The sequence below is a fragment of the Acinetobacter sp. TR11 genome (assembly GCF_027105035.1).
In the GTDB taxonomy this organism is placed as follows: Bacteria; Pseudomonadota; Gammaproteobacteria; order Pseudomonadales; family Moraxellaceae; genus Acinetobacter.
The window spans coordinates 2,548,299-2,570,757 of sequence record NZ_CP114256.1; the positions used below are offsets into that span (position 1 = coordinate 2,548,299).

Genomic DNA, 22,459 nt, shown 5'->3' on the forward strand with positions numbered 1-22,459 from the left:
TTGCTCTAGACACAAGTTACTTCTCGTAAAAAAGCAGAGCGAATGCTCTGCCTTTCATTTGAATATAAACTAAGTCAAAATTTTAAATCTTACCGTGGCATTGTTTATATTTTAAACCTGAACCACATGGACATGGCGCATTACGGCTTTCTGGTACTGGAAATACTGCATTTCCAGATAAGCTACCACTCTCTTCAGAAATCGTCACTTCACCAGTTAAACCATCAACATCATCATGTTCAAAAGAAAGACGCATAGATTCAGCTTGACGTTGTTGTTGAGCTTCTAATTCAGCTAACTCTTCTGCTGTCGGTACGTGAACGCGGGATAGATCAGTTACAACATCTGATTTAATAATACCCAGCATATTCACAAACAAATTAAACGCTTCTTTCTTATACTCTTGCTCAGGATTTTTCTGAGCATAACCACGTAAATGGATGCCTTGACGTAGATAATCCATCGCAGCTAAATGATCTTTCCAATGACGATCAAGTGAGTTCAACATAAAGTGACGTTCAAGCATTGCAGCAGACTCATCACCCATTTGCTCACGGCGTTGACGATAACGTGCAATTACTTCATCAGAAATACGTGCGACCAAGCCTTCCTCGTCTAAACGACGATCTTGATCAAGCCATTGCTGAACAGGAAGCTCAATACCTAGATCTGTACGTAGTGCATTTTCTAGACCTTGAATATCCCATTGATCATGAATTGATTCAGGTGGGATAAAGTTAGCAATCACCCCTTTAATAACTTCATGATGCATTTCTTCGATATAGTCTTGTAAGGTACTTTCTGCCAAGACTTCATCACGTTGAGTATAAATAATCTTACGTTGTTCGTTATTGACATCATCGTACTTCAATAAGTTTTTACGAATATCAAAGTTACGTGCCTCAACTTTACGTTGTGCATTTTCAATCGAGCGGCTCACCATTTTATGTTCAATGGCTTCATTTTCTTGTAGGCCCATTGCACGCATCATGGCAACAACACGATCACCCGCAAAGATACGCATCAAATCATCTTCAAGTGATAAATAGAAGCGTGATACACCTGGGTCACCTTGACGACCTGCACGACCACGAAGCTGGTTATCAATACGGCGTGATTCATGACGTTCAGAACCGATGATATGTAAACCACCAGAACTTAAAACATCTTCGTGGTCTTTTTCCCACTGCGCCTGTAAACGAGTTTCATCTTCAGATGTTGGATTTTCAATTTTGGCAAGTTTCGCTTTCCAGTTACCACCGAGCAAAATATCCGTACCACGACCCGCCATATTGGTTGCAATCGTGACAGCATTTGGGCTACCAGCTTGTGCAATAATATCTGCTTCACGCTCATGTTGTTTTGCGTTTAAAACTTCATGATGGATGCCTGCTTGCAGCAATTTTGAAGATAAAATTTCACTCGCTTCAATCGTTGCGGTACCAATCAAAATAGGTGCAACACCTTTTTGACGAATATTACTGATCTCTTCAATAATGGCATTGTATTTACCATTACGATTTAAATAAATTAAATCGTTATGATCTTGGCGCACCATTGGACGATGTGTTGGAATTAGTACTACATCCAAACCATAAATTTCTTTCATCTCTGAAGCTTCAGTATCAGCAGTACCTGTCATCCCTGAAAGCTTTTTATACAGACGGAAATAGTTCTGGAATGTTGTGGTTGCCAATGTCTGGTTTTCTGGTTGAATTTCCATATTCTCTTTGGCTTCAACCGCTTGGTGCAGACCTTCAGACCAACGACGACCTGGCATAGTACGACCAGTACTTTCATCCACAATAATGACTTCTTCTTTTTGAGTCTGTGGATTTACGCCAATAATATAATGTACGTTCTTTTGATATAAGTAATGCGCGCGAATTGCAGCAGTCACATGGTGAACCAAATTCAAATTGGTCGCTGAGTAAAGACTCTCACCCTCAGCCAACAATCCCATACGAATTAATTCTTGTTCAACAGTCTCGTAACCGACTTCCGTCATTTCAACTGAACGTTGCTTTTCATCTACCCAGAAATGCCCACCATCAGCTACTTTTTCTTCTTTCTGTGGGCGTAATGTTGGAGGGATACTGTTAATCAGCTGATAAAGATGAGATGAATCTTCACTTTGTCCAGAAATGATGAGTGGTGTACGTGCTTCATCAATCAAGATTGAGTCAACTTCATCGATGATCGCATAGCTTAAGCCACGTTGTTTTTTCTCTTGTAGAGAAAATACCATGTTGTCACGTAGATAATCGAAACCAAATTCGTTGTTGGTACCGTAAGTAATATCGGCGAAATAAGCTTCAGCTTTTTCGGCTGGCATTTGCATTGAATAAATCACGCCAATGCTGAGACCTAAAAATTCAAATAACGGACGATTCAGCTCAGCATCACGTTGTGCCAAGTAATCATTCACCGTAATCACATGAACGCCTTGACCACTCAATGCATTGAGATAGCATGCCAAAGTACCCATGAGGGTTTTACCCTCACCTGTACGCATTTCAGCAATTTTACCTTCATGTAAGGTAATACCACCGATCAACTGCACATCATAGTGACGCATACCCATGACACGTTTCGCTGCTTCACGGCAAACCGCAAAGGCTTCAGGCATCAATTTATCTAAACTTTCACCGTTATTAAAACGCTGTTTGAATTCTGGAGTTTTTGCAGAGAGGTCTGCATCGCTAAGAGCAGATATCGTCGGTTCAAGCGCATTAATTTGTTCAACAATTTTACGCATGCGTTTGAGCTCACGCTCATTTTTTGTACCGAAGATACCTCCGATCAGACTTGCCAACATGAATAAACTCTCTAATCCTGTTTGTTTAAATAAGTAATTTTTTCTTAGGTGTTATTATGGAGTCAGAAATAAGAACTACAAGGGCTTTGCATCCAAACAGGTAAAAAAACTGCGAGGCGACTCTGACATCACACAACTAAGCAGCGTTAATGTAGCAAATTTGCATTTAACTTACACGGCTTTACATGTGAATTTATGATCAATTTTTTAGCTTCACTTCATTCTATTATCTTAAATCTTCATAACAAAATGAAAAAACAATAATTTTATTTATAACGTGATTCCTGCATATTGAATATACACAGAAAACATTAAGAATATATTGAGGATGAATCATGACACTTCGTTTAGGCGACATTGCCCCCAATTTCCAACAAGACTCAAGTGATGGCTCTATTGATTTTTATGAATTTTTAGACAGTGATTGGGGGATTTTATTTTCACATCCAGCGGATTTCACCCCAGTTTGTACCACTGAGCTTGGTTTTACCGCTAAACTGAAAGATGAATTTGCAAAGCGTGGCGTAAAGGCAATTGCACTTTCTGTTGATGATGCTGAATCTCATAAAAGCTGGATTCAAGATATTAATGAAACACAAAATACTACCGTTAATTTCCCAATTATTGCCGATAAAGACCGTAAAGTTTCTGAGTTGTACGGCTTCATTCATCCGAATGCCAGTGAAACCTTAACGGTACGTTCGTTAGTGATCATTGACCCCAATAAAAAAGTCCGCTTAATTATTACCTACCCTGCGTCAACAGGTCGTAACTTTAATGAAGTACTGCGTGTTGTTGATTCATTACAGTTGACCGATAAACATAAAGTGGCAACACCTGCCAATTGGCAACATGGCGAAGATGTCGTCATTGTACCGTCGTTGAAAGATGAAGAGGAAATTAAACAACGTTTTCCTCAAGGCTATACCGCAGTGAAACCTTATTTACGCCTAACACCACAACCTGAGCAAGATTGAAGCCGACTAAAGGCTTCAAGCGCAGCGCAAGACAAACGAAGTGCGTCGTACACAAAACGAGCAACGCTCGTTACGAACGCAAGTCGAACAGCGATGCTGTGAGTTAAAAGATTGAAGCCGACTAAAGACTTCAATCACAGCACAAGACAAACGAAGTACGTCGTATTGAAACGATCCCTTAGATTCAATCAAATTTAGGGGATTTTTAATCTTGGTATTTTCACATCAATACGTTATAAAAATAATTATCTTCAAAATAGAATAACAATCACGATGATCTATAACATCCATCATCTCCATTGCGGAAGCTTCTGCCCTGTTTGTGCGCCCCTATTTGGACAGAAAGGCTGGAAAGCACATCTAGTTTGTCATTGCCTACTTATTGAAACTGATCGAGGTCTGGTTTTAATTGATACAGGCTTAGGTACACAGGACTATTTGCACACTGAACAACGTCTAGGTTCATTACTGACTCAATTTGGTTCGATTGTGCCCAATCTCAAATTAAGTGCCATCGAACAAATTCAAAAATTAGGTTTACGCCCTGAAGATGTGCAACATATCTTTGTCACACATCTTGATTTTGATCATGCAGGTGGTATCTCAGATTTTCCTAATGCAACCGTGCATATTTTAGCTTCTGAGTTTAATGCAACGCAATCGCTCTCTGCTAAAGGAAAGCTCCGCTATAAAACAGAACAATTTAAACAACATCGCCATTGGAATTTTGCCGAACATACAGATGGTGAGGCGTGGTTTAATCTACAAAAAGTCCAAGGTCTTCCTTTTTTCCAAGATGAAATATTGATGATTCCATTGATTGGTCATACTGCTGGACATTGTGGTATTGCAATTAAAAAAGCTGAAGGCTGGATTTTATTTTGTGGCGATGCGTATTACACCCATTTAGAACTCAATCCAAAAAACAAATTGAGAGCCTTAGATCTTACTGAACGTTTATTGGCAGAAGATAATCGACAAAGGTTACATAACCTTAAACAGTTACAATATCTTGCTCAACATGAACCGAGTATTGAGTTAATTTGTGCGCATGATCCTGTTGAATTTGATCGTTATCAATAATATGAAAAAAGTGCTTACCACCGTTGTTCTTTTATCAACGCTTAATGTTTCAGGGTGTATGCAGCATTCGAGTTTAGAAAAAGACCAACGTCCTCAAAATTGGGGAACTCTTATTTCTAACAGCCATAATTTTTATCAAATTAGTTCAGATGTTTTTCGTAGCGAACAGCCGAATATTGATTTGATCCCAAGCCTTGAAGCTCATCAAATTAATACGATTATCAATTTGAGAGCTAGAAATGAAGATGCCAAAGTTTTAAAAGATCAGCCTTTTAATATGGTACACATTCCAATCAATACTTGGGCAATCAATCGTAAAGACTTGTTAGAAGCAATGCGTGTTATTCAAACTGCTAAACAACAAAACCAGAAAATCTTAGTGCATTGCTATCATGGCTCAGATCGAACTGGTGCCACAATTGCGATGTATCGAATTATTTTTGAGCATTGGGCAATTGAAGATGCGGTTAAAGAAATGAAACAAGGAGGCTACGGCTATCATATCATTTGGAAAAATATTGATCAGCTCTTTACCCCTGAAAATGTAAAATGGATTCAACAACAACTTTCGAATCCAGCACCTATTTAGTTTGCGAGATGAGCTTTAGATTAAATCCAATTTTTAGAGAGATAGATGTTGGACGTGTAAGATCTGTTTCTTTAATTTTTGGATTTTATACATTTTTTATTGGGCTTTAAAAACCCTAATTTTATAAGTTGAATGGTAAGCCAAGAAATACGAACTAACTTGAAGAATTTGCAAAAACAGAGTTACTAAGTAATATTTTAAAAACTTCAGAATCACCACCATCGCTATCCGTGACCAATAAAAATACTTCACCATCGGATGTTGATTCTAGCCAAGTAATCCCTTCTACTTTAATAGCAAGAGTTTGTCCTTTCGTATCTTGAATCAAATGCTTATATAACGTTTCACCCTCAGGTGAGATCAGTAAAATAAAACTGCCTAGCACCGCGCCATCATCATACGTATTTAATGTTTGCTCAACAGCAGCGGTGGCAATAATTAGATTTTTCTCCACAAAAAAATAAGCATCAGAAATACCACTTGCTGCCCCTTCAAGCTCTGGTAATGTCAGATTGAATGAATTTTTCAGCGCACTTTCTAATGATTTTCCATTTTGAAGTTTTATTAAATCAAAGACTAAAACACCATGAAAACGATTAATATTGCCACGTTGAAAAATGTATAAATTGTTTTGATCTGAACAAACTGCTTCTATATTGAGCTCAGCGCCACCAGTCAACGCCAAACAATGTTCTAAGAAATCATAATCCGAGGTATCAAGTAGAACATGAACCTGATGATCAGCTGGATTATACAGTAATGCTTTTTTTCGATTTTCTGTAGAACCTGAACCCATCACTAGTAACTGAGGCTGTCCATCAAAGCGAATACAGCTAAGCGCTTCAAAGTCTGGTTTAGTTTTTTTACTAAATACCGTTAGTGTCGTATGTTTAGGCTGTTCAAATAATGGAATTTTTTCAAAATTAGTCGCACGATTGATGTTATTTTTTCGATCGGTTTTGAGTAAGTAACCCACATCATCTCCAACCAAGTAGAGATCATCTCCCACACAAGCCGCGCCAGAAAGTGCACTAACACTCGAATCCTCTGACAATATAAAGTGTTCTAATATCTTAAAGCCGCTACTCATATTGTACTCACTGCCCGCAGAAATAGAACACTTGTAACAAGGTCAAAACCAGACGCTTTCCAGCTTTGATCTCGTCGCCTATCTTTTGTTATCGCTGATCAAGTGGAACCCAATCAATCACCCACGCTGATTTCATATTTAAACTTTCATCAGAGGTAATTTTTTTTCGTGCGGCATCTGCAACATCTCGATCCTTCGATGGCCCAACCATGATACGAATTCCTTTTGAAGTCGGGCTTGTTGTAACCTTATAGCCTTTAGCACGCAATTTAGATACAACTGCATCTGCATTGGCTTGGTTGGCAGCCAATGCCACTTGTACCATCCACTTTTTATCTCCATTTTCCATGAGATCACGAGCCTTTTCAGCTTCGGCTTTTTTCTCAGCGTCAGCTTTACGCTTTTTCTCGTCAGCCGCTTTTTTATCAGCTTCTACTTTATGCTTTTTCTCGTCAGCCGCTTTTTTATCAGCTTCTAGTTTATGCTTTTTCTCGTCAGCCGCTTTTTTATCAGCTTCTGCTTTACGTTTCTCTTCAGTCGCTTTCTTATCTGCTTCTGCTTTACGTTTTTCTTCCTCAGCCTTTTTTTCAGTTTCAGCCTTACGCTTCTCTTCGGCTAACTTTTTTTCAGCGTCTGCCTTACGTTTATCCTCAACTAACTTTTTTTCGGTATCCATTTTCTGCTGATCTACTTTTTGTTGTTCAGCTTTTTTCTTTTCTTCAACAAGTCGTTGTGCTTTGGCTTTATCATCTTCGCCAAGCTCTGGAGGAATGTTATCAGAGCTTTCCTGTTCGGCTGTACGGCGTGCATTAATTGCAGCATATTCTTCCGCAGCCTTGCGTGCCGCAGCTGCTTCTGCTTCTTGCTGCATTTTTAGAAAATCAGCTGCACGTGCTTCTTGTTCAGCAACGGCTTTCTCACGAGAACGGCGTTGTTCTTCAAGCAATCTTTTTTCTGTCTCGACATCTACGGCTAATGGTTGTAATGAAACCATTTCACCTTCTTGGGTCGATTGAGCTGTTTGAGTTTTAGGTTCTGTTTTAGGAATTGGGTGTGCAATTGCCGTTTGTGTTTTGTCATGTCCTATTTCGTCATTACCTTTAAGGAGTAATGCTGCCAATAAAACACCTCCACCCAATAGAACAACGCCTCCCATCCAGCGTTGTTTGTTATTCATTGACATTGTTCTAAATACTCCCAAACCGCTTCTAAGGTATGAAACGATCCACAGACTAAAATCAGCTGATTGTTATTACTTTGCTTCAGCACATCTTCAAAGGCTTGCTGGATATTACCGTACTCATGTACTTGTTGACCTTGTAATGCATCATGCAACTGCGACAACACTGCTGCTCTAGGTACATTTAAAGGAGCAATAAACCAATCTTTTACGGTTGTTTTAAGAAAATCAGTGACAGATGAAATATCCTTATCTGCCAGCATTGAAAATACTGCGACAACATCTGTGTACTGTTTATTGTATTTTAAGAATTTTCGCAACTGATTCAATAGAAATTCGACACCATGTGGATTATGTCCAGCATCAAAAATAACTGTTTTATCTTGAATTTGCCGTATTTCAAAACGACCTTGCAAACGTGCTTGCTGAATACCTGTTGCAATCGCTGCCTGAGAGACCTCAATACCACTCACCAGTACCGCTGCAACAGCAGTCGAAATATTATCTAATGCAAGCTGACCGATTGGCAGTTTTAACGTTGTGCCAGAGGATGCAAATGACCATGTTTGACCATCGTCATTAAGTTGATAAAAATAATCTCGATTCAGCGCATATAGATCTGCTTGAGTTTCAGCTACTTTAGCTTGAATCGCTTCGGGTAATTGTTGTTGACCCGCAAATACCACTGGAATATTCGGACGAATAATCCCTGCTTTCTCAAAGGCGATTTTTTCTATCGTGTCACCTAACCAATCGACATGATCTAAACCAATATTGGTAATCACAGCAATATCAGGATCAATCACATTCACGACATCCAGACGACCACCTAAGCCAACCTCAAGTACCCAGACATCACATTGTTTTAGTTTAAAAATAAGAAAAGCAGCCAAAGTGGTTGCTTCAAAGAAAGAGAGTGATAAACCACATTCTCGACGGGCTTGATCCACCAACACAAAGGCATCAACTAAGCTTTGATCATCAACTTCCAATCCTGCAAGTTTTACCCGCTCATTAAAACGATAAATATGCGGTGATTGGTACAAACCGACTTTATAGCCTTGCGCATTTAAAATTGCAGCCAAAGTCGTTGTGGTTGAGCCTTTGCCATTGGTTCCTGCCACAGTAAAAACTTTTGCTTGAGGTTGCATAACTCCCAACTTTTCAGCAACGGGAATTACGCGCTCTAAACCTAAATCAATGCCTGTAACATGAACATGGCCCCAATAATCGAGCCATGTTATTAATGTATCTGTAGAATGTGGTGCGTCCAGTTTCAAGGTAAATTCATCAGTTTAGCTACGAGTCGATATACAGTATCACGTAATGCATGACGATGAACAATTTGATCGACCACGCCATGATCAAGCAAATATTCTGCACGTTGGAACGGTTCTTCCAACTTCTCGCGAACTGTTTGTTCAATGACGCGTTTACCTGCAAAACCAATCATCGCTTTCGGTTCAGCAATATGTACGTCACCTAACATTGCTAATGATGCGGTTACACCTCCATAAACGGGATGAGTCAATACAACAAGATATGGAACACGAGCTTCTTTCATTTTTTGAATCGCAGCAGAGGTACGTGCCATTTGCATTAAAGACAACATACCTTCTTGCATACGAGCGCCGCCTGAAGCAGCAAAACAAATTAACGGTTGATGTAGTTGGATTGCTCGTTCTGCCGCTTGAATAAAACGATCACCAACAACGGTACCCATTGAACCACCCATAAAATCGAACTCAAATGCACAAGCCACCAAGTCCAAACCTTTCAATGAACCTTGCATTACAACTAATGCTTCAGTTTCACCTGTTTTATCTTGTGCTTCACGCATACGCTCTGGATAAGGTCTGCTATCGACAAACTTCAATGGATCTTTAGCGCTAAATTCTTGACCTAACTCTGCATTGACTTGATCAAAGAACCAATTCAAACGATCACGTGCACGCATACGCAAATGCTCATCGCATTGTGGGCATACATAGGCATTAAATGACATTGCCGTACGTGTTACTAAGGCATGACATTCAGGACATTCAATGGTTGGTTCCGTAAATGTTGCTTTGAATGTTTGTTGTTCATTCGCAACTTGAATACCAGGAACTTGACGCTCTGTCCAAGGCGTTGATGGGTTCAGAACCTTCCCTGCTGTTAACTCTTGACTCATACTAACTCATCGAGCGCGGCTCGAAGCTCCTTCACTTTATTCACCGTCTGTTGCACAGCTTCGTCTGCTGGCAATGTCGCAAAAGATTTAACGAAAGCACTTCCTACGATTACGGCATCAGCAACTTGACCCATTGCTTTTGCAGAAGCTGCATCACTAATCCCAAAACCAACCCCAACAGGAACGTTGGTCATGCTCTTAATTTTCGCAATACGAGCTGCTGCTTCAGAGGTATCTAGTGTTGCTGCACCTGTCACACCTTTTAACGACACATAGTAAACAAAGCCACTGGCTTGATTTACAACATGCTGAATACGTTTATCAGTTGATGTTGGTGCGAGTAAGAAAATTTGATCCATCTCATTTTGTTTTAAGACATCACCAAATTGCTTTGATTCTTCAGGCGGTAAGTCCACCAAAAGTACACCATCAACACCACAATCTTTCGCATAAGCAACAAACTTTTCATAACCAATCACTTCAACAGGATTTAAATAGCCCATTAAAACAACGGGTGTCGTTTGATCTTTTTCGCGAAATTCTTTCACCATATTCAAAGCATCGAGTGTGCTCGTTCCACCTGCTAAAGCACGTTCAGCAGCTAAGGCAATCACTGGACCATCCGCCATTGGGTCTGAGAATGGCAAACCCAACTCAACCACATCAACACCTGCTTCAACCATCTGGTGAAGCAATGGAACCGTGACTTGTGGATGCGGATCTCCTGCCATAACATAAGAAACAAGCGCTTTACGGTGCTGAGATTTAAGCTGTTCAAAACGAGTGGCAAGACGTGACATAGGATTATGCTTTCCTTGATTTATATAAATTGAGGAGTTGTTTGTAGTCATACAATAACACTGCATTGTAACGCTATTTTTTGTTCATTGAACAGAGTTTGACGTGATTGCAACAGTGAATGTTGCTACTTACAACTGCCCTGCTACATTTATCTATATTTTCAGCTTTTTCTCAATGATCAAAGCTTCCTAATTTTAGCTTCATCGAGGCTGATTTTAGAAATGAGCTCAGCTCCTTTATACTACCCGCAATTTTTAAGTTTTCTTTTTATTTTTATGTCTGCCCACACTCAGAAAAAAGTACAAAGCAATGCCCTTGCTTTGCTACCACTATTGGTATTTTTGATCATCTTTCTCGGGAGTGGTCTCTATCATTCGATGATCGGGACAGAATTTGCATTCTATCAAGTCAAAGCACCTATCGCAGCAATTCCAGCTGTTATTCTGGCATTACTACTTTATAAACAGAAACTCAATACGGCGATTGAAGAGTTCCTACAAGGCGCTAGTCATCCAAATTTGATTTTAATGTTTATGGTATTTATGTTGGCAGGTGCTTTTGCCAGTGTCTCCATTGCCATAGGCAGTGTCGATGCGACAGTACAGTTGGGACTTTCGCTGATTTCGCCTGAATTTGTGTTACCCATGTTATTTATTATTGCTGCATTTATTGCAACAGCAATGGGAACGTCTATGGGCACCATCGCAGCTTGTGCACCAATTGCATTCGGTTTTTCCCAAGCAACAGAGATAGCACCTCTCTATGCCATAGGTGCAGTCGTGGGAGGTGCAATGTTTGGTGATAATTTATCCATGATCTCTGACACTACGATTGCGGCAACACGTAGCCAAAATGTTGAACTTCGAGATAAATTTAGAGTTAATGTCTGGATTGCATTCCCCGCGGCTATCATTACTTTAATGGTTTATATTTCAATGAGCCATCAAGCAGAAGCCATTCAAGCAAAGCCTTATGATTTATTGCTTATTTTGCCTTATTTAGCTGTTTTTTTTCTTGCCTTTACACGATTGCACGTACTTGCTGTATTAATGATTGGTGTTATTTTGTCAGGTGTGATTGGTCTTATTGAAAAACCTGAATTTGATTTATTAAAACTCAATAAGTCAATTTATGATGGCTTTGTTGGCATGTTTGAGGTGGCATTACTTTCCATGTTGCTAGGTGGTTTGTCTACTCTGATGCAAAAAGAAGGCGGTTTGCAATGGCTTATTCAACGTATTTATACGATTACGCGTCTATTCAAATTTGGCAAACAGCGTGCAGGTGAATTAGGCATTAGTTTTCTAGTCATATTCTCAAATTTATTTGTCGCCAATAATACCGTTGCGATTATTTTATCTGGAGATATGGCACGTGAAGTAGCAAAAGAATATGGTGTTGACCCTAAGCGAAGTGCAGCTTTACTTGATATTTTTTCTTGCGTAATTCAAGGGATTATTCCCTACGGTGCTCAATTACTGCTTGCTTGTTCAATTGCCAAACTTTCGCCAGTTGAACTAATTGGCAATATCTACTATTGCTGGATTCTCGCAGTGTGCGCAATCCTTGCAATTGTTTTTAATTATCCACGTTTAAAAACACGCTAAAAGTAATCCATAAATCTCTTTAGTTTGCTTTAAAGTTAAAGAGATTTTAAAAATTGCTTGGGTGTAATGCCTGTCCAGCGTTTGAACGCTCGCCCAAACGCACTTTGATCTGCATAATTCAAGCGTTCAGCAATTTCAGAGAATGATTTCCCTTGCTGTAAATAAAGCTTACTTTGTTCCAAACGATACTGATCTAAAATATCTTGAAAATTAAGCTGATAGGTTTTGAGTTGGCGTTGCAATGTTCGTTCTGAACAATGCAAACGCTTTGCCACATAGCTGAGCAGTAGTTCTTCTTGCTGCAAAAGCCCTTGTTCAATATGCGTTTGTATTTTTTGACGGAACTGTTGTTGCTGAATCTCAAAAGAAGCAATGCTATCCAATGATTGCTGAGCTTGAGTCGAGAGTACATAGTTTAATTGTTGGTCTGCCGCGATACTTTTTGCTTTTAAAATTTGATTTGAAAAGCGAATGGCATATTGCCCAGCTTGAATTTGAATCGGACAGCCATAAAATTTTTCAAAGTGATATAAAGCTGTATGTGGTGCGTAGCCAAATTGAATCATCTGTGGCGGAACGAGGGCATCTTGTACAATAGACTGAGAAATTTTAAAGATCAGCGCCAGATTTAGCTCATACATTTCTCGATAATCACTATAGGATGCTCCCCAAACAATTTGAATATAATCAGAAAACTGCTGAACATTCAGTTGTTCTAAATTGGTCTGTTTAAAAACCAAAGAATAATAACGTTGTAAAAGCTGTAACGCCTGTTGCAGATCTAAACTGGTTGAAGCCAAATATCCCATTAAACCCAAATCTTGCAAATTGGCATGTTCAGCCAATACTAATGTAATCGGTCGAGGGAAATAAGCTTGTGCCGATTGCAAAAGCAATGCATAACGTTCGACATCAAAATCCTGCTCATCTGGATTTTCCAAACAAGCATGAAAAGCTTGCCAAAGCTCAGGTGCAACAACTTTAGACAAATCAATGTGTTCTTGTTGTAAAACACGATTAAATAATCGTAGGTATCCAATGATAATTTTAACTGACATATCCCGATCTCATCCTGATCTGTCGTTATTTGTATAAAACTTGGCTGTAACTGTCAAAACATTTCATCGAACTTTTTTCATACTGAGTTTAAGAAAAGACAAGGAATGGTAAAAATGAATGCACACGTTTCCTATCAAGTTGAACCTGTTGTAAGAACAAAATTAGATTTTCATTTAGATCAGGCACCACGTTTTTGGTTTGGTGGTGATCCGTTCCGTACTCGTATGTTTGATGCGTTGAGCCTAACTTTCCCTGATGGCGAACGCTATTTTATTGAATGTGTGCGTTTATTCCGTGACAAAATTAATGATCCTGACTTGCAAGAACGTGTGGCTGATTTTATCCGTCAGGAAGCACAGCATGGTATTGCACATGACAAAATGAATCAGATCATGAAAGAGCAAGGTATGCCTGTAGATCAATTCACCACTCGGTTGAAAAAGATTTTTAGATTTGAATTAAAAAATCGCTCAGCTCAATACAACATTGCCATGACCGCAGCCGCAGAGCATTTAACTGCATTAATGGCAGATACCTTTTACAGTAAAAAGGAAACTTTAGCGGAGGCAGATCCATTTGTTCGTGCGTTATTTGCTTGGCATGCGATTGAAGAAATGGAACATCGTGATGTTGCTTTTGATGTAATGAAGCAAGTTGGTGATGTACCAGAAGCAACTCGACGCTTTGCGCTACTATTCACCACCGTCATGATGTTTGGTTTTACTTTGTATCGTACGGATGTAATGCTAAAAACTGACGGTTTTAATTTAAGACAACGCTTTGATATGGCACGTAAAGGTTTACCGTGGTTCTTCGGTCGTAACGGTATTTTGACTGCAAAAAGATCTCAATATAGTGACTGGTTTAAAAAGGATTTCCATCCAAATCAACATCCAGTGATTCGCCAATATGATGTTTGGATTGATACGTTAGCGAAGACCAATGATCCAATTGCTGCGGGTGAAGCTTTTTGGCAAGCAGGGCTTTGATACGCTTTAAATAAAAATCTTCTGAGACATTCCACTGCTATTGATCTGCGATGTGGTGGAATGTTGCGGAATAATACCCTTATGGTTAGCATCTGATTGATAAAAAATATCTTAAAGACCCAACCCAATTAACTAAAAAAAACCTTACCCTATTTTCTTCACGATGGGGTACCAAACTGGCTTGAGCAAATTAAACAAATCTCATTTAAAATCATATCATCAACTAGTTTGACATTACGCTCTATAAGGACGTAACGAGGCAAAAGAAAATATCAAAAATTTTTACTGTCTTTAATCTTGATATTCTTGGCACCAAGATTTATTTAATTTATCTATACAAATTAAAGCTCTGAGTCAAAATCCAAGGCTACACAAAATTTAATTTTTATTTACTCTGATTTTTAATTCTAACTCTCTCTTCCCATCGTTCTCTAGGGATTTGAGAGTAGTCTTTCTCCCATTCTTCTTCACTTAAATCACTAATTCCTCTCATATAAAGGCTTACCCAATCATCCTCCTCTGGAATATATGCGAAGTTAAAACCAATCTTCCCCTCTTCTGTTAAAGAGACTTTAAAATGTGTCCATTCTTCTTTAAATATCTCCAAATCTCTTAAATCACACACCAAATCTTTTATTTTTAATTCAATATTAGTTGGTTCTTGTCCAAAATCAAATGTACCTCTACTTCCTTTTTTTAGAAGAAAAGTAGTTCCCCACCCCTGAAAATCTGGATAAACCTTTCCTGTAAAATAAATAACTTCAGCCTCCTGTGGCATTATTGACCACAATAATTCACCTATTTGCTGATATATCTCTTGATCTTTCATAAACTACTTTCCGGTTGCTGTATTTTCCAGTTGAACTGTTGGTTGATTAATACCATTAATACTCTGTTTAACAATAAAACGGCTTTGTTTCATAAAGATTTTAAATATAGAGCTTTCCTAAGTTGCTCAAATTTAAGTGACAACTTGGGTATTGCCTCGTTCCACCGCTGTGCAATGAGATCTTGCGGAATAATATTCCTCATGGTTGATATTTTTAAACATCACCATTTCGCATAGTGCTGTTCTAGTAATCCATATTCATTGTTCAACATCACTAATTCCACATTTTCATGCTCAATCGTACCGCTAACTTTCGCTTGCCATTGATTAAACTGGCTACCAATCAGGCGTAGGTTAATATTCTCAAAACGACACCACCCAGTTTCAACTAGCAAATTCAATCGCTCATCTAAAGAACGAATTGACCAACAGTTTTCATTTTGTTGTTCAAATAAAATATCCGTCAGTGGATATAAACGACCATCAACCCACAACGCATTTTCATTACCAAAACTTTCATTGACACCTGATGCGAGATTCAAACCAATACGGCGATCATTTGTATCACGGAACTGACAAGACAACCAAAACCAAGCGGTTTCAGGTCGTAAAAAACCACAGGTATCATCGAGTGCAGCTAGGCTGTGAGAATTAAATTCAATCTGCTGTTGATCTGGGCTAATGAAAAAACCTTCTACAGCCAAAGTGGTTTGTTTTTGTGTATATGTCCAGCCATTGATCCCAGTTGGGCTACATAAACTGAGTGCATCCGTACCTGCACAGAAAATACGTGCTTTCAGTTGTACTTCGCCATGTTTGGTCACTTGGAGATAACGCACACCATTGGCGTGTTGCATATCAAATTGATAAGCCGATTTTTTAAAATAGCTTTGACTAAATAAAGGTTGTTCATCGAGTTGAGTTTTCAAAGCTAATGGCTGAATCGCATTCCATTCGATTACTTTTTCAGAAAGATGATCATAAACATAGAAAAAGCCATGCCCTGCCCATGATAGATCGACAATCGCAATACCAATACTGTAATGCTCATGTTGTAAACCACAAAACTTAAATTTTTTATACTTAAGTTGCTTACGCCAACCTTTTAGCACCTGACCATAAGGTGTTTTATAAATATAGTCATCTAGATTAATTTTTGAGGGTATCTGATCAAAACGCCCATAACGAGGCTGACCATTCTCTTGTATTAATTTCACAATATTCCCCAAAATAAATTAACGTGCATGGACTGTTCTGACCTGATTTTTACCATTATGTTTGGCTTCATATAATGCTTTATCTGCTTGTTCAAATAAACGCATATAATCAAAACCGCTATGAACTGTACTACTTACCCCAAAGCAAGCTTGAACATAAATAAATTCCGTTTCATTAACTTCAATTGCACTTTGCTCTAATGCTTTACGACAGACTTCTGCTACGGCAACCGCATTTTCAATTAAAGTAAATGGCAATAAAATAACAAACTCCTCACCACCATAACGTCCAATCACATCACTGGCTCGCAAATTTCTTCTTAATATATCGGCAACATGCCTTAAAACCAAATCACCTTGATGATGTCCATATTGATCATTAATTTTTTTAAAATTATCAATATCGACCATAATTAATGATGTTTCACGATGAGTAATTTTTGCCTGCTGCATCTGTAAATCAATAATTTGATTCACCCCACGACGATTAAGCAGATTCGTTAATTCATCAGTGCAACTCAGTTTTTCTATTTTTGAGTTATATCTACGCCAACGCTCTACACTAATATCAAATAAAGTAATCGTAAATGCTGCATATAATGTTGTATAAAACATGGAATAAATGATCTGAGCATTTTGCACATCTTTATGCATCAAGGTATAAGGTTTATACGCAATTGCATAATCCAAATACCCAGCAACCGTTAGTCCTGCTAAAAGATAATATACAATGATGTAAGAAATTAGACCGAAATAAACAACAAAACGAGGAAATAACAATAATGCCGTGAAGGCAATCCCCATAAAAATAATTCCATTAAGAATATTGAGCAAACCAATACCAATCGGCAAGCCTAACAATGAAAATGGGTAGTAAACAGATAAAAATAATACATAATACATATGGGTATTTGGCTTATTTTTAATAAAAAAGCCAAACAGAATTAAAAATGCATTTAAAAAAAATATACTAGGATACAACCACTGAAATTTAGTTAATAACTCAGTATTTGCTAAAGGATGATACATATATTTTATTTGCATAAAATAGATGATCACAGCAGTAAAACTAGCATAAAGTAATATAGATTGGGATTTTTTAACTAAATCCCAATCCAAAATGACAAGAAAAACTTTACTTATATATTTGGGTAAGGAGTATTTCATCCCCTACAATCCTGTATGATTATTATCGTGTTATACGTCCATGTATAGCTAGTCAGCGCATAAAAATCAATGCTGCTTTAGCACACTATTTATTCAATAATATCACACAATATTCAGTTTTATAAGTCGACCATCGGAATACCATCAATTTTAGCAACGGTCATCAAGTCTTTATCGCCACGACCTGAAACCGTTGCAATAATGATTTGATCTTTTGACATCGTTGGCGCAAGTTTAGTGACATAAGCCATCGCATGTGAACTTTCAAGTGCCGGAATGATGCCTTCAATCTGAGTTAAATCACGGAAGCCTTGTAAGGCTTCATCATCTTTAATCGGAACATATTCAACGCGTTTCATATCTTTCAAGAAACTGTGTTCTGGTCCGACACCGGGATAATCCAAACCTGCTGAAATACTGTGTGTTTCAATGATTTGACCTTGTGCATCAGACATAAGGTAAGTACGGTTACCATGCAATACACCAACATGACCTGCATTCAATGGAGCAGAATGTTTGCCTGTTTCAATACCGTAACCAGCAGCTTCAACGCCATACATTTTGACATCTTGATCATTCAGGAATGGATAGAACAAGCCCATCGCATTTGAACCACCACCGACACAAGCAACCAAGGCATCAGGAAGACGACCCGCTTGCGCTTGGATTTGTTGACGTGCTTCACGACCAATGATTGATTGGAAATCACGAACGAGTTGTGGATATGGGTGTGGCCCAGCAACCGTACCAATCACATAATAAGTCGTATCGACATTGGTTACCCAATCACGCATCGCTTCATTCAATGCATCTTTTAATGTTTTTGAACCGCTTTGCACAGGAACTACCGTCGCCCCAAGCAAACGCATACGATATACATTCATCGCTTGACGCTTTACGTCTTCAGCACCCATGTACACCACACATTCCATACCTAAACGTGCAGCAATCGTCGCGGTCGCAACACCATGTTGACCTGCACCAGTTTCTGCAATAATACGTTTTTTGCCCGACAGTTTTGCCAATAAAGCCTGACCAATCGTGTTGTTGACCTTATGTGAACCTGTATGATTCAAGTCTTCACGTTTCAGGTAAATTTGCGCACCGCCGAGGTGCTGAGACCATCGCTCAGCATGATAAAGAGGACTAGGACGACCAACATAGTACGCGAGATCACGGTCAAACTCTGCTAAAAACTGAGCATCATTTTTCATACGACCATAAAGACTTTCTAAGTCTTCAAGTGCAGCCATAAGCGTTTCTGACACAAAACGCCCACCATGAATACCAAAATGCCCCTGAGCATCTGGAAACTGGGTGTAGTCAATCGCCTGATTTTGTTGACTAAGGTTTTGCTGATCCACGTTGGACTCCTTGCATAAATTTTTCAATGAGTTGTTGGTCTTTTATACCTTTAGCGGACTCTACGCCTCCGCTGACATCCACAGCAAAAGCTGCTGTAGTATCAATAGCGTCACTCACATTTTCAGGGGTTAAGCCCCCTGCCAAGATTAGTGGAATATCAAGTTTTGGAAATTTTTTCCAATCGAAACAGTGGCCTGTTCCACCTTTTAAATCAGGATGCCACGCATCAAGTAGAACCGCACTGGCTCCCACAGCTTGATAGCGTTGAATTTCGGTCAAAATGTCTAAATCGGGTTTAACCTGAATGGCTTTATACCAACGGCGTTTGCAATACAACGCAATTTTTTGGCATTGTTCAGGTGTTTCATCACCATGTAGTTGTAATACATCCAACGGAACTGAATCAAGCACTGTTTGGATTTCTTCTGCGCTTGCATTTACAAATAAACCGACCAATTGAACATAAGCGGGTACTGAGCTTGCCAAGATTTGCGCTTGTTCAATACTGACATGACGTGGGCTTGGGGGAAAGAATACAAAACCAATTGCATCTGCTCCTGCTTGCACAACAGCATCAATATCTTGAGTCCGAGTGATTCCACAAATTTTGGCACGAGTTCGGAGTTGGGTTTGGCGCATTTGATGTCCAATCTGAGATGGCTATTTACTACTCTTACATTGTAAAGCAATTTGACATACTTTGGTCAAAGTTCATTTCCAAATGCAATTGTTTAAAAAACGTGAACACTCTATACTTCGCGTCATCTCGCAACAAGTCTAAAGCAAATTCTTTTGCTTATAGGGAAGTTGGTGTAAGTCCAACACTGCCCTCGCAACGGTAACACCGAATTATTAATCTTAGCTAAGCGCCAAATCACTGCATCTGAATGATGTGGGAAGATGATTAATAGCATCATAATTGTGATGATATAGTGAAGTCCGGAGACCTGCTTGTTGTTTATTTCCACTTTAACATTCACGACGGGTGAATGTATGGAGCGACATCATGTCTACTATTTTTCAACCGACACGCTTAGTTGGTGCTATCGCTATTGCGATGGGGTTTTCTTCAACTACTTTTGCTCAAGATCAATCAAGTACTAAAACTGCGACGCTAGATACGATTGTTGTAACGGCATCTCGTACTGAACAAAAAGTCAGTGAAGTTCCTGCTCGAATCAATATTATTGAACCAAAGATTCTAGAACAATCTCCAATTGCCTCTTTACCACAATTACTCCAAACCGATGCTTCGATCAACATGGTACAAAGCGGCGGATATGGACAAATGGCATCTATCTTTTTACGTGGTGGTAATTCAAACCAAACGCTTGTTTTAAGAGATAGCGTCCGTCTAAATTCAAATACTTCTGGTACAGCATCATTACCATTTATTGATACAACTGATATTAAGCAGATCGAAGTATTAAAAGGTCCTGCATCAGTTTTATATGGTACTGATGCAATCTCAGGTGTAGTTCAATTGATTTCTAAAACACCAGAGAAAAGCGCTGCTTTTGTAACAGGTGAAATTGGTGAAAATAAAACTTATAAATCTGTAGTCGGTGCAGATCTGGCTGAAAATGGTTTCTATGCACAGATTCGTGGTCAACGCCTTGAAACTGATGGAACACCTGTCAAAGATATAAAAAATGCAGCCGATGCCTCATTTGATCAAAAAGGCTATAGCGCAAAAATTGGTGTAGAAAAAGAACAGTACGCAGCTTCTGTTGATTATAGTGAGAACCAAGGTTATAGCGATTACGATAGCTCTGGCAAACTCGTTTCTCAAGATTTTAAAAATGAAATCATTAACATTAAAGGACGTTTAAATATTCTTGAGAATTTAGCTCTACATGCCCGTTTTTCTCAATTCAAAGATGAAATAGATCAAAATAATTCAACAGATTTTGTCCATAGTAAAACGCAAGAATCTGAAATCTATGGTCAATGGGGCTTTACACCAAATCAAAAGCTTCTAGTTGGTGCAACACATCGAAATATTGATGGTGATGTGATCTCCTATGGAACACCATATCAAGAAGATATTGATTCAACAGGTTATTATATCCAACACAAATATGATCAAGCAGGATTAAACACTCAGGTTGGTATCCGTGTAGAAGACAATGAAAAATTCGGCACACATACTGTTGCTCAAGGATCTGCTCGTTATCAAGTGCTACCTTTAACCAGTGTTTATGCAAATATCGGTTCAGCATTTAAAGCACCAACTTTAAATGATATGTATGCTTTTGGTGGAAATCCTGACCTTAAACCAGAAGAAAGCTTGTCTTATGAAATCGGTCTAGACCAAAAACTGGCTTACAATATTTCAACAGGTTTATCTCTTTATACAACAGAAGTAGATAACCTGATTGCTTTTGATGGCGTTCTGAATCAAATGAGTAACGTTGAAAAAGCTAAAATGGAGGGTAGTGAGCTATATGTGAAATGGCAAGGTGAAAACCTATTTACAAATTTAAGTTATAACTATGTTCGCGCTAAAGACAAGAAAAATGATGAAGATTTAAGTCGTCGCCCTCGTCAGAAAATTTCCTTGACTGCTGGTTGGGCAGATGAACAATATACTTTCTCGACCACAATGTTAGCGAATGGTGATTATGACAACAGTGCCTTTGACAATGTTCAAATCCCTGGACACTTCCGTGTAGATATGCATGGACAATATAAAGTGAATAAAAATGTAGATGTTTTTGCGAACATTCAAAATGTCGGCGATTCAAAATATCGTACAGCCTATGGTAGCGGTAGTTACTACATCAACGGTGGTCGCCAAGCTTCTGTAGGTGTCACTCTTCGTTATTAATCGTGCAATCTAGACAATAAAAATATTTTCTTAACTCCAATTTCGGGGTAATGTTCTGACCGACATTATCCCCTTTTTATTTATAGGACAGCTTGATGGGACATCGTTTAAGTAAAATCTATACGCGCACAGGCGATTCAGGTACAACAGGTCTTGGGGATGGCTCACGTGTCGCTAAAGATGACTTACGAATTAATGCGCTAGGTGATGTAGATGAACTCAATGCCACGATTGGCGTGCTTCGCGCACAAATCAGCACATCTCAAATTGAAAATAAAGCTGATTGGGATAAAAGTTTAAGCTTGATTCAACATTGGTTATTTGATTTAGGCGGTGAGGTTTGTATTCCGAACTATCATTTACTCCAACCGATTTGTATCGAATTTCTCGAAAAAGAAATCGATCACATGAATGAATCTCTGCCAATGCTCAAAGAGTTTATCTTGCCTTCGGGTAGCCTAGCATGTAGTTATGCACATCAAGCTCGTGCTGTATGTCGCCGCGCAGAACGTGCTTTGATGTCAGTACACAATCGTGATCAAAATATTCAAGCTACTGCTTTACAGCTTTTGAATCGTTTATCCGACTGGTTATTTGTTGCTTCGCGTGCTTTGCAGCGTGCAGAAGGCGGTAGTGAAGTGCTTTGGCAAAAAAACATTAATGATAGTATTGATCAAGCATAATT

The 22,459-nt window shown here is 38.8% G+C and carries 19 protein-coding genes and 1 riboswitch; of the genes, 7 read left to right on the top strand and 12 right to left on the bottom strand.

Going from position 1 to position 22,459, the window contains the following annotated elements; genetic code table 11:
- Window positions 1–82: 82 nt before the first annotated feature.
- On the bottom strand, window positions 83–2,818 hold the full coding sequence (gene secA / locus O1450_RS12165) for a preprotein translocase subunit SecA (protein WP_269228621.1): 2,736 nt from the start codon (window positions 2,816–2,818) through the stop codon (window positions 83–85).
- Window positions 2,819–3,153: 335 nt separating this feature from the next.
- Between secA and O1450_RS12170 the strand changes: the two genes are divergently transcribed.
- The 3 genes from O1450_RS12170 to O1450_RS12180 all read left to right on the top strand — a co-directional run bounded on the left by O1450_RS12170 (window position 3,154) and on the right by O1450_RS12180 (window position 5,467).
- A complete protein-coding gene (locus O1450_RS12170; RefSeq protein ID WP_269228622.1) occupies window positions 3,154–3,795 on the top strand; it encodes a peroxiredoxin in 642 nt (213 codons plus the stop codon).
- Window positions 3,796–4,068: 273 nt separating this feature from the next.
- Window positions 4,069–4,878 (top strand): MBL fold metallo-hydrolase, encoded by an 810-nt coding sequence (locus O1450_RS12175; protein WP_269228623.1) that lies wholly within the window; start codon window positions 4,069–4,071, stop codon window positions 4,876–4,878.
- A 1-nt stretch (window position 4,879) separates the two neighbouring features.
- Entirely contained in the window at window positions 4,880–5,467 is a 588-nt protein-coding gene (locus O1450_RS12180; RefSeq protein WP_269228624.1) for a dual specificity protein phosphatase family protein, read from the top strand.
- A 154-nt stretch (window positions 5,468–5,621) separates the two neighbouring features.
- On the opposite strand, the gene O1450_RS12185 is transcribed toward O1450_RS12180, so the two are convergent.
- From O1450_RS12185 to trpA, 5 genes are all read right to left on the bottom strand, one after another.
- Window positions 5,622–6,557, bottom strand: coding sequence for a DUF6929 family protein (locus O1450_RS12185; protein ID WP_269228625.1), 936 nt, complete (start codon window positions 6,555–6,557; stop codon window positions 5,622–5,624).
- 88 nt (window positions 6,558–6,645) lie between these two features.
- The gene (locus tag O1450_RS12190) at window positions 6,646–7,740 is read right to left on the bottom strand and encodes an SPOR domain-containing protein (RefSeq protein ID WP_269228626.1); all 1,095 of its coding nucleotides are present in this window, start codon (window positions 7,738–7,740) and stop codon (window positions 6,646–6,648) included.
- A complete protein-coding gene (gene folC, locus O1450_RS12195; protein ID WP_269228627.1) occupies window positions 7,731–9,017 on the bottom strand; it encodes a bifunctional tetrahydrofolate synthase/dihydrofolate synthase in 1,287 nt (428 codons plus the stop codon). Before folC ends, O1450_RS12190 begins: the two co-directional genes overlap by 10 nt.
- Window positions 9,014–9,910 carry an acetyl-CoA carboxylase, carboxyltransferase subunit beta gene (gene accD, locus O1450_RS12200; RefSeq protein WP_004664767.1) on the bottom strand — a complete coding sequence of 299 codons (897 nt, stop codon included), beginning with the start codon at window positions 9,908–9,910 and terminating at the stop codon, window positions 9,014–9,016. The genes folC and accD overlap by 4 nt, the downstream gene beginning before the upstream one ends.
- Window positions 9,907–10,710, bottom strand: a complete 804-nt coding sequence (gene trpA / locus O1450_RS12205; protein ID WP_269228628.1) for a tryptophan synthase subunit alpha — start codon at window positions 10,708–10,710, stop codon at window positions 9,907–9,909. Before trpA ends, accD begins: the two co-directional genes overlap by 4 nt.
- Window positions 10,711–10,986: 276 nt before the next feature.
- On the opposite strand from trpA, the gene O1450_RS12210 reads away from it, so the two are divergent.
- Entirely contained in the window at window positions 10,987–12,318 is a 1,332-nt protein-coding gene (locus O1450_RS12210; RefSeq protein ID WP_269228629.1) for a Na+/H+ antiporter NhaC family protein, read from the top strand.
- A gap of 35 nt (window positions 12,319–12,353) precedes the next feature.
- On the opposite strand, the gene O1450_RS12215 is transcribed toward O1450_RS12210, so the two are convergent.
- On the bottom strand, window positions 12,354–13,376 hold the full coding sequence (locus O1450_RS12215; protein ID WP_269228630.1) for an AraC family transcriptional regulator: 1,023 nt from the start codon (window positions 13,374–13,376) through the stop codon (window positions 12,354–12,356).
- A 114-nt stretch (window positions 13,377–13,490) separates the two neighbouring features.
- On the opposite strand from O1450_RS12215, the gene O1450_RS12220 reads away from it, so the two are divergent.
- The gene (locus O1450_RS12220) at window positions 13,491–14,366 is read left to right on the top strand and encodes a metal-dependent hydrolase (protein ID WP_269228631.1); all 876 of its coding nucleotides are present in this window, start codon (window positions 13,491–13,493) and stop codon (window positions 14,364–14,366) included.
- A gap of 385 nt (window positions 14,367–14,751) precedes the next feature.
- Here the strand turns inward: O1450_RS12220 and O1450_RS12225 are convergent, their stop codons facing one another.
- From O1450_RS12225 to O1450_RS12245, 5 genes are all read right to left on the bottom strand, one after another.
- The gene (locus O1450_RS12225; RefSeq protein WP_269228632.1) at window positions 14,752–15,195 is read right to left on the bottom strand and encodes an immunity protein YezG family protein; all 444 of its coding nucleotides are present in this window, start codon (window positions 15,193–15,195) and stop codon (window positions 14,752–14,754) included.
- Window positions 15,196–15,416: 221 nt separating this feature from the next.
- On the bottom strand, window positions 15,417–16,412 hold the full coding sequence (locus O1450_RS12230) for a DUF2804 domain-containing protein (RefSeq protein WP_269228633.1): 996 nt from the start codon (window positions 16,410–16,412) through the stop codon (window positions 15,417–15,419).
- Window positions 16,413–16,430: 18 nt separating this feature from the next.
- On the bottom strand, window positions 16,431–17,456 hold the full coding sequence (locus O1450_RS12235; RefSeq protein WP_269228634.1) for a GGDEF domain-containing protein: 1,026 nt from the start codon (window positions 17,454–17,456) through the stop codon (window positions 16,431–16,433).
- A gap of 242 nt (window positions 17,457–17,698) precedes the next feature.
- On the bottom strand, window positions 17,699–18,943 hold the full coding sequence (trpB, locus tag O1450_RS12240) for a tryptophan synthase subunit beta (protein ID WP_269228635.1): 1,245 nt from the start codon (window positions 18,941–18,943) through the stop codon (window positions 17,699–17,701).
- Window positions 18,924–19,583: a phosphoribosylanthranilate isomerase gene (locus O1450_RS12245; RefSeq protein ID WP_269228636.1), complete on the bottom strand. Its 660-nt coding sequence runs from the start codon at window positions 19,581–19,583 to the stop codon at window positions 18,924–18,926. Before O1450_RS12245 ends, trpB begins: the two co-directional genes overlap by 20 nt.
- 117 nt (window positions 19,584–19,700) lie before the next feature.
- Window positions 19,701–19,913, top strand: a riboswitch (cobalamin riboswitch).
- 37 nt (window positions 19,914–19,950) lie between these two features.
- Here O1450_RS12245 and O1450_RS12250 point away from each other — a divergent pair.
- Entirely contained in the window at window positions 19,951–21,774 is a 1,824-nt protein-coding gene (locus tag O1450_RS12250; RefSeq protein ID WP_269228637.1) for a TonB-dependent receptor plug domain-containing protein, read from the top strand.
- A gap of 95 nt (window positions 21,775–21,869) precedes the next feature.
- Window positions 21,870–22,457, top strand: a complete 588-nt coding sequence (locus tag O1450_RS12255) for a cob(I)yrinic acid a,c-diamide adenosyltransferase (RefSeq protein WP_269228638.1) — start codon at window positions 21,870–21,872, stop codon at window positions 22,455–22,457.
- Window positions 22,458–22,459 lie beyond the last annotated feature (2 nt).